Below are 12,999 nucleotides of genomic sequence, written 5' to 3' on the forward strand. Positions count from 1 at the left end.
CAGTTGGTGGGGTAAACTGTGCTATTTGCCCCTCACCCTAACCCTCTCCCCAAGGAGAGGGGACCGATCGAGCTCGCTGATTTTTCTGCGTCACACCGCATCTTCGTTCTTCTTACTCCACATCAAACACAAGCTAATCAACGACTCCGGACAGCTCCCTCTCCCTGTGGGAGAGGGTTGGGGTGAGGGGAACAAATTTGCAATATCCCCTTAAAGCCAACGCCTCACTCGGCGGCAAAACACCCGGTAGTCTTGCCCGAACTTGCCACGTAAAAACGCCTCTTCACGCGGGATCTGCCAGCGATCCAGATTGACAAAAAACAGCCCCCACCACAGCCAGACGCCGATGCCTCCCAATACCAGCCCCCAAACCGCCAGCAGCAGGATCTGCCCCAGATACACCGGATTACGGCTGAAACGAAAGATCCCAGTGACCAGCAGCGTGCTAACCCGCTGAAATTTTTGTGGATGGAGGGTGGTGCCCGCCCGATGAAAAGCATAGCTGGCGCTGATCATGATCGTCACGGCAACCACTGCCAACACGCCAGCGCTCAATAGAATAAGTGGGTTCTGTTGCCAGCCACCCTCGCCTAGCCAGCGGGTTATCGCCATACCAACGGCGCAAACCACCATCACCACCGGCGGCAAAGCCATTCTCTGCAACCTCATTATCATTATCCCGTTCCCTCTCGACCGCATCATACAAACTACGCTATAACAAAGCCTATCCGTCAACATGCCAAAGAAGAGTCGATGAGCACCTATGCCCCCCAATTCTGGCGCGATGAACGTCTACCGTTCGTTGAAGCCCGCGCCGTCGAAGATGGCCGCAAGCTGTGTTATGCGCTGCACAGTCATGAGTTCTTCTGTATTGGCACCATCACCGCCGGTACCAGCACCTACGTTAATGGCGACCAGCACCTACAGGTTAGCACCGGTGACGTGGTGATCATCAACCCGCAGCAGGCGCATGGCTGTAACCCGATTGGCGATCAACGCTGGTCCTATATCATGTTTTATATCGACCAGCACTGGTTGGCAACGCTACAGCAGGATGCTGGCAGCGGTTTTATGCCGTTTAAGCAGATTATCAGCCAGGATCCGGCGCTATTTAACGGCCTGAATCAGCTGTACGACGTTCTGACCGATCCGCTGTGTTGCCATCTGGAAAAGCAGATCGCCTTGGTGGATTACTTCAGTAACCTGCCACAGTTGCTGGGCGAGCCGTCGCAAACACAGCAGGATATGACCCCAAAATTGGCAACGGCTGCGGCGTTTATCCGCGCTCACTGCACCCAATCGCTAACGCTGGAAGCAATCTGCCAAGCGTCGGCACTCTCCCCTTCTTACCTGATCCGCGCATTCAAGAAACGCTACGGCATGACGCCCCATGCCTATCTGGTCAATCAGCGGGTACAGCACGGCCAGCGGCTACTGAAACGGGGCTTGTCGATTGCCGCCGCGGCCAGCGAAAGCGGGTTTGCCGATCAGGCACACTTTCAGCGCACCTTCAAACAGTTGCTGGCAGCCACCCCTGGCCAGTATCAGATCCCCTCGGCCAGCAAGTAACAGGCGCTGAACGCCAGCAGCAGCGCCATCAAGCGGTTAAAAAGCCGCAGGTTGTGCGCCCGCTGTAACAAGCCACTAAGCATCGCCCCAGCGTAGGCCCAACAGGCTATCGACAGGTAGCAAATCACAAAGTAAAGCCCGGCAAACAGCCATAACAGCCTCATCTCCCCGTCCCCCACAAAGGCTCCCATACTGGCAACCGACGCTAACCAGGCCTTGGGATTCAGCCATTGCAACAGCGCGCCATACCAAAAAGAAGGTGCCTGCCGCTGCGCACCCTGGCTTAAACGTCCGTCATCCACGGCAAGCTGATACGCCATATAAAGTAGAAACACCACACCAGCCCACAGGATCGCGGTTGTCAGCCCTGGCCACCAGGCAAGCACTTCATGCAGCCCCAAGCCAATCAACACCAGCAATAACGTGAAGCCCAAGGTCGCACCGGTCACATGCCGCAGGCTGGTAGTAAAGCCAAACTGCGCTCCGCAGCTAAGTGCCACGATGTTCACCGGACCGGGAGTAATGGAGGAGGCCAACGCAAAAGCGGCCATCGAAAGGTAAAGCGTCATAGTTAGCACCTGTAAGAGAGTTACAGGTGCCAGCGTGCCGGGTTACGCGGGGAGAGTATTGAACAAAATTGCCCTCAGGCAAACTGGCCTTGGTGAGAAGGTCAAATTCTCAGTTGATTTTTTGCCAACCGGTAAAGCTCCAGGTTGGTAATAATACCAAACTTTCTCATCAGGTTACGTTTGTGATGGCTCAATGTCTTAATACTTCGACCATCCAGGCAGGCCAGCGTCGTCAAGCTGATCCCTTTCATGACGGAATCAAACACGGTGATTTCACAAGGGGTCATGGAGATCTTTTCCACTTGACTAGAGGTGGAGCTACCTTGTTCTTTTAAAATGGATTGAGTGATAATACTTTCATTGCCAGAAACCGAGAAGATCAGCTCGACCAACTCATCGATGGGATCGTCGATGGTGGCAATCCCATTGGCCAGACCATTAGCAGTCAATTTAAAGTAAATGCTTGAATGGCAGGATAGTATCACCACAATTTTCGCCTCCGGATTTTTGCAACGAAAAGCCTGCAACAAACGGAATGACTCAAAATAATCATCACGAATATCAACAATCACCGCCGTATTTTTAAGATTGAATACCTCACATTCTTTTAACGAGTTGTACTGCAAACACTCGCCATCATCCTCGGTTTCTTGTTGATACAAATACTTAAGCCCCAGCAATAGATACTGGCAACGGCTGATGAGCATCAGGTTATTCATTTCATTCCTCGCGGATTTACAATAACATTACATCCCTTACTATCTAATTAATGAGTCTGATTTCAATTTAAAATAAAGCTCGGTGATAGTTCTAACATGGAATTTGCTATAAATGTTTGAGCGGTGTGTACCCACGGTTTTACTGCTGATAAACAGCTCTTGCGCGATTTCCTTATTCTTCATACCCGATAAAATTCTTTTCAGAATGTCATTTTCTCTTTTCGTCAGTGCGAAGAAACGCATGCTGCCGATATGATTAATAACATTATGCAGCTCGCCAAATTGGTTACCCATTTTGGTCAGTAATTTTTCTATGGTGAGTGTGATGGTTTCAATATCTGATTTTTTCTTCAACACCACATCAGAAAAAAGTGACAGTAGCTGATAGCTGTCGCTGTCATCGTCATTTTTGCATAAGGTAACGATAACGCTGCCCTGGTTATTTCCCTTCAGCTTATTAATAAAGTCAATACGATCGGAGTAAAAAACTTCATCCATGTCTAAAATAACCATGGAGTTTTCTTTCTGTATCACCTCATCCGTCACGCTGGAGACACTTTTACACAGCGTCAGATTAATTTCTTTGCCAAGGTATTTTTTGGAAGAGACCAAATCGTCAACGAGTTTGTTAAACGCATAACGAATCAAGTCACAATCACTAAACATGATAATATTTATCATCATCTTTCCATTTTCCGTAAAACTGAGCATCCTGGCTAACGAAGAAATCTTATTGTGGTTTATCCTTCATTTTGAACACTATCTCTCAATACCTCAATAGAGTCATTAAGAATGCATTTATTAAAAATGGGAAAAATCCTATAAGAATAACTTACAGTTAACCGATGTTTTTGAGATTTTCATTAAACGTCAAAAATGCCCACACGGCAAACCAGATGGTAAAAATGTGTTTTTTAAATATTAAAAATAATTTAAAAATCAATACATTAACAGAATAATGGTTGGCAAGGAAATTCTTATCACGATATCATTAGTAATACACGCTCACCCGGCCATACTATTTTCACATAAAAAAACCAAATACAATGATTGAAAACCCCCACCTACCCGTTCTGTCTACCCCCTGTATTTTCAGTTAAATCTGCTATGTTTAAACGGTAAGTACAACCTCCAGTGTAAGTAAGCATTTCTTTTTGTTACCAATAATGTTTAGATTTGATGTTATACTGATACCAGCCGGCAACAAGGGCGAAATGACAGGATACCGCATTGGCAAAGGGATATAGAGACTCTCTAGCAAGCTATAAAGAGGTTGGCTTGATGACGAACGATACCTATAACGGCAAGAATTCCGAATTGGATTTAAACCTGCTGATCTTATTAAACGCCGTGATAGAAACTGGCAGCGCAACACTTGCTGCCGAACGCCTTAAACTGAGCAGCTCATCCATCAGCTATGCACTCAACAAGCTCAGGGAACACTTTTCAGATCCTATTGTGATCCGCACCGCTAGCGGCGTCAAACCTACCCTATTGGCGATAAACCTCTACAACAACACCAGGCCGTTGCTCGACGAACTTAATGCGACCTTGAAGAAATTCGATTTTGCAGGCAGTACAGAACTATCATCCCACTCAAGAACCATACGCATCAGATGCAATTCAATCATTGATTTTTGGCTTTCGCATCAATTAATTGCGGATAAAAAATATCAACAAGGCTATGTCTTTGAATTCACATCCTATCCTCATGATAGAGAACAATGCCTAGAGCTATTAAGAAATAAACAGATTGATATTGACATTGGGTTTCACTTGGGAAACGATCGCGCTATAGTAAAAAAACCATTTCCTAACGTTAAACTAGTGGTTTTATTTAGAAGTGATCACCCTAGGATAAGCGATCGCATTGATAAAAAACAATTGGCACAGGAAGTGAAATTTGGCTGGATTAATCGCCACGGCATGAACTCGCCAGAAAACCCCTTACTTTCCTGGTTCACTGAAAAGAACATCCACAGAACCTATCTTAGTGATTCAATGATCAATTGTATTTTGCATATCGTTAATTCTGATGCAATCACCATTGTACCTGAATTCATTGCTCCTTTACTTTGTGAACTATTCTCGCTGCGATATTTATATTGTAATTTTTTTGACGATGAAAAATACGTCCTGTTTTGCCATACTCACAAAAGCAATAGCGATGACCCGGTTCTTAACGATATCATTAACATCATGATGGGTGAAGAGAGGAGGGGGTTGTGATTACCCACAACACCCTCCCTCAATAATGCAAATGTTACCTACGTTTTTTCAAAGTTTTGCTTTTAGGCTCGGTGCTTGCCGCAGCCTGACTAAAATAAGGTACATCCAGGTAATACTCTTTCCCTAACATCTTACCGTTGCCAAACCAGGTAACGCCTTTTACTTCCAGATCAACGGCTCCTTGGGAGAAGGACATCACATACCCCTTATCATCCATCACGCGATAATCATCCTTCGACAGGCTTAATAGGGTAACATCCCCTTTTTTACCCGCATAAAGCTGTTTAACTCGGTCCAGATAGAATGGGGCTAACTCCGAAAACATATCGAATATCTGGTTCTTGTAGCTGGCGTAGCTCATCGTGCCTCTACCTGCCAGCGCATTGGCCATCAACGAATAAAACTCGGCGTTGGCTTCAGCAATCGACATCCGGGTGCGCATCACCTGATTGAGCTTATCCTGGTCAACCTCTTGCTTAACACTGATAGTTTTATCTTTATTGGTGACATTAACGCCGTGATACCAGTCTTTATTGTCGCCAGGAACGATCACCGAGGTGGCAATATAACTGGCACATGCAGCTTTCTGTTTCTGGGTTTCACCATTAACCAATAACGACAAGGCATTGCCACTTTCAGGAATTTGGCTGACGTCGACACCGTTCCTTCGCAGGAAGGTCTCCACCTCAGCCTGACTCTTCTCATTTCTAGCCAGATCGCACACCAATTTCATCATCAGGTCATTGCGTGCATTATTGACTGATGGTGTCATTTCCAACAGCGTCTCGCTGATGAGCGATGCGGTAGGATACGAGACCACATAATCCCTGCTCGCTGCCTGAGCACTAAAACCCCACATGCTGGCTAGTAATAAAACGGCAGACCTGACTAAAAATTTCGCTTTCATCTTACAGTCCTGAATGGCTTATTTACTGGTGAACTCAATGACGATCCGGCGGTTCGGCGCTAAACACTCAACCACTTTGGCCGATTTCTTACCCGGGCAAGCGACCAACGGCTGGGAAGCTCCCGCACCTTCCACCTGAATAATCTGGCGGCTGATGCCGTTTGCCACCAACAGATCGCGCACCGATTCGGCACGCTGCAACGAAAGCCGTTGGTTATAAGCCGCACTACCCAAACGATCGGTATGCCCGATAATCAGGATGCTCTTATCGTTGAGGTTGGTTTGCTTGATCTTGTTGGCAAAACTTGTCAGTTCATTCACCCCCGCCGCCGACAATACTGCACTGTTAAAACCAAACAGCATGTTGGCATTGAAGGTCACCGGTGAGGATGGAGACTCATGTTTCACCACAGCTGGAGCCGTCTTCAACTTATCCAGACAGTTTTCTGGTTGGAAGAAGAATGACTGGGCGATCAAATCCTTATCGAACACCACCTTATACTGGCAAACCAGATCGTTGCCGCTGGCCATTCTGAACTTGAAGATGTAATCCCACTCTTTCACCCCGAACACGCCTTCAGAGAAGTGCGGCGTGCCGATCAGTTGATAGAGTTGTTTTTTGGTCATACCCGGTTTGATCGCATTAAGGTTAGCCAGATTAACGTAGCTCCCCTCTGGACGGGTTGCACTGTCCATCTGTGGGAACACCGGGCTGGCAGTATGCCCGGTACTATCTACCTGGCTGATGGATCGAGTACACGCTGAGATGGAGAGCACGATGGCTGCCGCCAGAACAACACGAGCACTTTTGGTTAGAGATAACATAAGTCCGCCTATTTAAGAGTTTTTTACTGTTGCTCTGGTGACGTTACCGCCACCAGAGCTGTTACATTTCGGTTATCGACTAAATCAACGTATTACCATTGATAACCTACCCCTACTGCGACACCTACATCCCCTTGCGTGGTCGTGGTCCCTTGCAGTTTGGTCACCCACTTGCCGTTATCGGAAATGGTTGACACCCCCATGGCGACAGCCCCCTGGCTACCGTAGCTGGCACCGCCCATGCTGAACATGCTGGCCCCTGCCGAGTATGGCTGTGGCATGCTCGCCATCGCCATCGCACCGGCTATACCGCCTTCCAACTTGTCGTTTTGCTTGTCAACCTGGTTCTTCAGGTCGTTAAACTTGCTGTTGGTGTAGTCTTTCGACTCGTTGATACCGCTGGTCAACTGGTTGACGTTAACGCCATCCGTGCCTTTAGTACCCGCTGCCACGTTAGTGATCTGGCGTTCGTTACCTGCAGAACCGACAGACACGCTGTTAGTTCTATCGGCGACCGAGCCAGAGCCCAGAGCAACCGAGTTATCCGCAGTAGCAGAAGACGAGTTACCCAAAGCAACGGAGTTGGCACCTGAAGCGGTAGATGAAGTACCCACCGCCATGCTGCTGTTGCCCGAAGCTTTAGAACCCGCGCCGCCGGCTACCGAGTTATTACCGGTCGCCATCGGTTTCGGCAGTTTGTCGGTATTGTTCACCTGGAACATGCCGTCGGTGCCGTTCTGGATATTGGTGATATCCGTGCTGTTCTGCTTCACTGAGTTATCGATGTTAGTAATGTTACCGGACACCTCTTTCAACTGAGCCAAGTTCACTGCATCAGTATCCTCAGTACCCGCTGCCACGTTGGTGATCTGGCGCTCGTGACCTTTCGAGCCCACAGATACCGAGTTAACCCGATCCGCAACCGAGCCAGCGCCTAATGCCACAGCGTTATCGGCTGTCACAATCGCACCATCACCGATGGCTGTGCCGGACTTACCGCTCACGCTGCTGGAACCACCGATGGCAACCGAGTGATCCGTCGTCGTCTGAGCATTACTGCCCATGGCGATAGAGCTGACACCCGTTGCAACCGCATTACCACCGACCGCGATAGACTCGGCACTCACTGCCTTGGAATCTGCCCCCGTTGAGTTGGCGTGGAAGTACTTGACCCCTTTGCCATTGGTGATATTGGTAATTTCAGTTTGCAGACCGAACAACTGCGAACCGTTCACCGCATCGGTACTGTCGACACTGATGTCTCCAGCTGCAACGTTGGTGATCTTGGCCGGGCCGTTACCCATATGGTTGGCGCTGTAGGCACCTTTGCCACCGTTGGCTTTGGCATCCCACTGCAATGCATCATCCTTCAACCCATTAATATTGGTGGTGTTGTTGGCGATATTGGTGGTGTTGTTCGCCACCTGGTTATTGGTCTCGGTCAGTTGAGAGTAGTTAACCGCGTCGCTTGGTGCTTTACCGTCCGCCACGTTAGTGATGGTGGTACCGCCGGTATGCGTGCTGTTGTCATAAGTGTCGCCACCCAGGGTCACGCTGTTGTGGGTGCTGTTGTCATATTTAACGACATCGGCTACCGATTCGGTGGTCACCTGTTTCAACTGTGCCACGTTCACCGCATCCGCATCGTCCGCACCGGCAGCCAGCCCGGTTATACGACGGTCACCGATGTTCACTTCACCCCGTGCAGTCCCGCCGATCAGGTACGCCTGGTGAGACAAGGTGCTGCCGTTCGCCAGAGAACCTGTGCCCAAGGCGATGCTGCCATCAGCACTGGCGATTGCGCCCATACCGATTGCCACCGAGTCGATACCTGTCGCCTCTGAATCCGCGCCGGTAGAGTTGGCGTGGAAGTACTTGGTGCCCTTGTTGTTGATGTTGGTCACCGTATCACCCAGGTTGGTGATAGAGGTGTTGGTTTCGGTCAGCTGTGAGTAGTTCACCGCATCGCTTGGAGCTTGACCGTCCGCCACGTTAGTGATGGTGGTACCGCCGGTGTGCGTGCTGTTGTCGTAGGTGTCACCACCCAGGGTAATGTTGTTGTGAGTACTGTTGTCATACTTCACCACGTCGGCTACCGATTCGGTGGCAACTTGTTTCAGTTGTGCCACGTTGACTGCATCCGCATCGTCTGCACCGGCAGCCAGCCCGGTAATACGACGGTCACCCACGTTCACTTCACCCTTCGCCGTGCCACCTACTAGATAGGCTTCATGAGCCAAGGTGCTGCCGTCGGCCAGAGAACCGGCACCCAGCGCGATGCTGCCATCGGCACTTGCCACTGCGCCCATACCAATTGCCACCGCATCAATCCCCGAGGCCACAGAATCCGTGCCGGTAGAGTTGGCGTGGAAGTACTTGGTACCTTTGTTGTAGATGTTGTCGACGGTATCGCCCAGATTGGTGATCGCCGTGGTGTTACCCGCGATGTTGGTGGTGTTGATGTCCACCTGATCGTTGGTCGCTTTCAACTGGGAACCGTTCACCGCATCGGTACTGGTATCGGTCAGAGCACCATCTGCAACGTTGGTGATCTTGGCCGGGCCGTTACCCATATGGTCGGCGCTGTAAGCGTTAAGCGTCGCATCCCACTGCAGCGCATCATCCTTCAACCCATTAATATTGTTGGTGTTGTTGGCGATATTGGTCGTGTTGTTAGCCACCTGCTGGTTGGTCTCATACAGCTGTGAGCCGTTGATGGCATCACTGGAGTTCTCGTTAACCGCACCGTCACCCAGGTTGGTAATAACCGCACCACCAGTATGGTTGTCGATGTTATAGGTCGAACCGCCCAGAGAGATGTTGTTATGCGTCGTGTTGTCATAGATAACCGCATCGGCAACAGCACCGGAGGTTACTTCTTTCAACTGTGCAACGTTGACCGCATCCATATCGTCCGCACCGGCAGACAGCCCGGTAATACGGCGATTACCCACGTTCACTTCACCCCGTGCAGTCCCGCCAACCAGATACGCCTGGTGAGACAAGGTGTTGCCGTTGGCCAGAGAACCTGTGCCCAAGGCTACGCTGTTATCAGCGCTGGCAATGGCCCCCATACCAATCGCCACCGCATCCAGACCAGAGGCCACAGAATCCGTGCCGGTGGAGTTGGCGTGGAAGTACTTGGTGCCTTTGTTGTAGATGTTATTAACGTTGTCGCCCAGGTTGGTGACATTGTTATTGGTTTCGGTCAGCTGTGAGAAGTTCACCGCATCGCTTGGCGCGACGCCATCAGCCACGTTGGTGATAGTGGTACCACCGGTATGTGTGCTGTTGTCATAAGTGTCGCCACCCATCGTCACGTTGTTGTAGTTCACGCTGCCGTCAGTATTTTTATCGTACTGAACGCTGCCGCCTTGCAGGCCATCAATCGCCTGGTTGGTAGCAAACAGTTGTGAACCGTTGATAGCATCAGTGCTGTCTTTATTCAGACGGCCTGCAGCCACGTTGGTGATAGTCCGTTCTGCACCTACGGCCCCTACGCTGACCGAACTGGTCGGTGCTGTACCGGCGAAGGCATAGTCTTTACCATTGAGTGTGACACCCGTCGTTGCCACAGCAGCGCTGGCAGCAGAGCTATCACCCAATACGACCGCGCCATCCAAGCCGGCGTCGACTTTCACGTTACTGCCGACGACAAAGACTTTGTTGGAGTCGATGAGGTTATCGTTACCCAGTGAATAGCTGTCATCACCATTAACCACGGTTGGGTCACCAATCGCAGCCGAACGTGCACCGTTAACCACGGTGCTGTAGCCCAGGCTGATTGAATGATCGCCGTTTGCCATTGCATTCACACCGGTAGCAACCGCACCTACCCCTCTCGCGGCGGCGTTGATACCTGCCGCAATCGAGTTGGCCCCGGTGGCACCATCGTTATTGAAGTTGGCATCAGACATGGAAACGTTATTGAAGCTGTAGTAGTGGTTCATGACCGAGGTCAGTTGTTCCACGTTCACGGCATCCGTTGCGTCTGCACCCGCAGCCAGCCCGGTAATACGGCGATTGCCCACGTTCACTTCACCTCTTGCAGTCCCGCCAACTAGATAAGCCTGGTGAGACAAGGTGCTGCCGTTGGCCAGAGAACCTGCGCCCAAGGCTACGCTGTTATCAGCACTGGCAATGGCCCCCATACCAATCGCAACCGCATCCTGACCAGAAGCGACAGAGTCGATACCGGTGGAGTTGGCGTGGAAGTACTTGGTCCCAGTGTTGTAGATGTTGTTAACGTTGTCGCCCAGATTGGTGACTGTATCACCCAGGTTGGTGACGTTGGTGTTGGTTTCAGTCAGCTGCGAGTAGTTCACTGCATCGCTTGGCGCGACACCATCCGCCACGTTGGTGATGGTGGTGCCACCGGTGTGCGTGCTGTTATCGTAGGTGTTGCCGCCCAGGGTAATGTTGTTGTGAGTACTGTTGTCGTATTTAACAACATCGGCTACCGAGTCGGTGCTCACTTGTTTCAACTGTGCCACGTTGACCGCATCCATATCGTCCGCACCGGCAGCCAGCCCGGTAATACGACGATCGCCCACATTCACTTCACCCTTCGCTTTGCCACCGACCAGATAAGCGTCATGCGACAAGGTGCTGCCATCTGCCAGTGAACCGGCACCCAGCGCTACGCTGCCATCAGCACTGGCGATAGCGCCCATACCGATTGCCACCGCATCCAGACCAGAGGCGACAGAGTCGGTACCGGTAGAGTTGGCGTGGAAATACTTGGTCCCGGTGTTGTAGATGTTATCTACGGTATCGCCCAGGTTGGTGATGGCCGTGGTGTTACCCGCGATGTTGGTGGTGTTGATATCCACCTGATCGTTGGTCGCTTTCAACTGGGAACCGTTCACCGCATCGGTACTGGTATCCGTCAAGTCACCGGCTGCTACGTTGGTGATCTTGGCTGGACCATTACCCATATGGTCGGCGCTGTAGGCATTCAGAGACGGATCCCACTGCAGCGCATCGTCCTTCAACCCGTTAATGTTAGTGGTGTTGTTGGCGATGTTGGTGGTGTTGGTGCTCACCTGATTGTTGGTTTCGGTCAGCTGTGAAACGTTCACCGCATCGCTTGGCGCGACACCATCCGCCACGTTGGTGATAGTGGTGCCACCGGTGTGCGTGCTGTTGTCGTAGGTGTTGCCACCCAAGGTAATGTTGTTGTGGGTGCTGTTGTCATACATCACTGCATCCGCAACGGAACCTGCTGCTGTGGCTTTCAACTGCGCCACGTTGACCGCATCCATATCGTCCGCACCGGCAGCCAGCCCGGTAATACGACGATCGCCCACGTTCACTTCACCCTTCGCTTTACCACCGACCAGATAGGCGTCATGCGACAAGGTGCTGCCGTCTGCCAGCGAACCCGCACCCAGCGCGATGCTACCATCCGCGCTAGCGATAGCGCCCATACCGATTGCTACCGCATCCAGACCAGAGGCGACAGAGTCGGTACCGGTGGAGTTGGCGTGGAAGTACTTGGTCCCGGTGTTGTAGATGTTGTCTACGGTATCGCCCAGGTTGGTGATCGCTGTGGTGTTACCCGCGATATTGGTGGTGTTGATATCCACCTGATCGTTGGTGGCTTTCAGTTGGGAACCGTTCACCGCATCGGTGCTGGTATCCGTCAAGTCACCGGCTGCTACGTTGGTGATCTTGGCCGGGCCGTTACCCATATGGTCGGCGCTGTAGGCATTCAGAGACGCATCCCACTGCAACGCATCATCCTTCAACCCATTAATGTTGGTGGTGTTGTTGGCAATATTGGTGGTGTTGGTGCTCACCTGGTTGTTGGTTTCGGTCAGCTGTGAGTAGTTCACCGCATCGCTTGGCGCGACACCATCCGCCACGTTGGTGATGGTGGTGCCACCGGTGTGTGTGCTGTTATCGTAGGTGTTGCCGCCCAGGGTAATGTTGTTGTGAGTGCTGTTGTCATACATCACCGCATCGGCAACAGAACCCGCTGCCGTGGCTTTCAACTGCGCCACGTTGACCGCATCCATATCGTCCGCACCGGCAGCCAGCCCGGTAATACGGCGATCGCCCACGTTCACTTCACCCTTCGCTGCGCCACCGACCAGATAAGCGTCATGCGACAAGGTGCTGCCGTCTGCCAGAGAGCCCGCACCCAGCGCGATGCTACCATCTGCACTGGCGATAGCGC

The 12,999-nt window shown here is 51.2% G+C and carries 9 protein-coding genes; 2 read left to right on the top strand and 7 right to left on the bottom strand.

Features of this window, described 5'->3' with window-relative positions; genetic code table 11:
- Positions 1–210: 210 nt before the first annotated feature.
- On the bottom strand, positions 211–669 hold the full coding sequence (locus U869_RS0115335; RefSeq protein ID WP_029988331.1) for an isoprenylcysteine carboxylmethyltransferase family protein: 459 nt from the start codon (positions 667–669) through the stop codon (positions 211–213).
- 84 nt (positions 670–753) lie between these two features.
- Between U869_RS0115335 and U869_RS0115340 the strand changes: the two genes are divergently transcribed.
- Positions 754–1,569, top strand: coding sequence for an AraC family transcriptional regulator (locus U869_RS0115340; protein ID WP_025123324.1), 816 nt, complete (start codon positions 754–756; stop codon positions 1,567–1,569).
- Here the strand turns inward: U869_RS0115340 and U869_RS0115345 are convergent.
- The 3 genes from U869_RS0115345 to U869_RS30055 all read right to left on the bottom strand — a co-directional run bounded on the left by U869_RS0115345 (position 1,545) and on the right by U869_RS30055 (position 3,541).
- Entirely contained in the window at positions 1,545–2,138 is a 594-nt protein-coding gene (locus tag U869_RS0115345; RefSeq protein WP_025123323.1) for a LysE family translocator, read from the bottom strand. The two genes, U869_RS0115340 and U869_RS0115345, sit on opposite strands and share 25 nt — an antisense overlap.
- Positions 2,139–2,239: 101 nt before the next feature.
- Entirely contained in the window at positions 2,240–2,857 is a 618-nt protein-coding gene (locus tag U869_RS0115350) for a LuxR C-terminal-related transcriptional regulator (RefSeq protein WP_025123322.1), read from the bottom strand.
- A 39-nt stretch (positions 2,858–2,896) separates the two neighbouring features.
- Positions 2,897–3,541 (bottom strand): response regulator transcription factor, encoded by a 645-nt coding sequence (locus tag U869_RS30055; RefSeq protein ID WP_157834737.1) that lies wholly within the window; start codon positions 3,539–3,541, stop codon positions 2,897–2,899.
- A 597-nt stretch (positions 3,542–4,138) separates the two neighbouring features.
- Between U869_RS30055 and U869_RS0115360 the strand changes: the two genes are divergently transcribed.
- Complete coding sequence (locus U869_RS0115360; protein ID WP_157834738.1) at positions 4,139–5,086, top strand: LysR family transcriptional regulator; 948 nt, start codon at positions 4,139–4,141, stop codon at positions 5,084–5,086.
- 34 nt (positions 5,087–5,120) lie between these two features.
- On the opposite strand, the gene U869_RS0115365 is transcribed toward U869_RS0115360, so the two are convergent.
- The 3 genes from U869_RS0115365 to U869_RS32210 form a co-directional block, all read right to left on the bottom strand.
- Positions 5,121–5,993, bottom strand: a complete 873-nt coding sequence (locus tag U869_RS0115365) for a hypothetical protein (RefSeq protein ID WP_157834739.1) — start codon at positions 5,991–5,993, stop codon at positions 5,121–5,123.
- An 18-nt stretch (positions 5,994–6,011) separates the two neighbouring features.
- Entirely contained in the window at positions 6,012–6,818 is an 807-nt protein-coding gene (locus U869_RS0115370; RefSeq protein WP_025123318.1) for an OmpA family protein, read from the bottom strand.
- 92 nt (positions 6,819–6,910) lie between these two features.
- The coding region (locus tag U869_RS32210) for a YadA-like family protein (RefSeq protein WP_025123317.1) at positions 6,911–12,999 on the bottom strand (6,089 nt) is incomplete at its 5' end.

The organism is Serratia sp. H1w (assembly GCF_000633355.1).
GTDB lineage: Bacteria > Pseudomonadota > Gammaproteobacteria > Enterobacterales > Enterobacteriaceae > Chania.

Excerpts from the sequence above, each read along its gene's own strand:
- U869_RS0115345 (WP_025123323.1), bottom strand. The coding sequence starts at position 2,138 with ATGACGCTTTACCTTTCGATGGCCGCTTTTGCGTTGGCCTCCTCCATT.
- U869_RS0115360 (WP_157834738.1), top strand. The coding sequence starts at position 4,139 with ATGACGAACGATACCTATAACGGCAAGAATTCCGAATTGGATTTAAAC.
- U869_RS0115370 (WP_025123318.1), bottom strand. The coding sequence starts at position 6,818 with ATGTTATCTCTAACCAAAAGTGCTCGTGTTGTTCTGGCGGCAGCCATC.
- U869_RS0115340 (WP_025123324.1), top strand. The coding sequence starts at position 754 with ATGAGCACCTATGCCCCCCAATTCTGGCGCGATGAACGTCTACCGTTC.
- U869_RS0115350 (WP_025123322.1), bottom strand. The coding sequence starts at position 2,857 with ATGAATAACCTGATGCTCATCAGCCGTTGCCAGTATCTATTGCTGGGG.
- U869_RS0115365 (WP_157834739.1), bottom strand. The coding sequence starts at position 5,993 with ATGAAAGCGAAATTTTTAGTCAGGTCTGCCGTTTTATTACTAGCCAGC.
- U869_RS0115335 (WP_029988331.1), bottom strand. The coding sequence starts at position 669 with ATGAGGTTGCAGAGAATGGCTTTGCCGCCGGTGGTGATGGTGGTTTGC.
- U869_RS30055 (WP_157834737.1), bottom strand. The coding sequence starts at position 3,541 with ATGATGATAAATATTATCATGTTTAGTGATTGTGACTTGATTCGTTAT.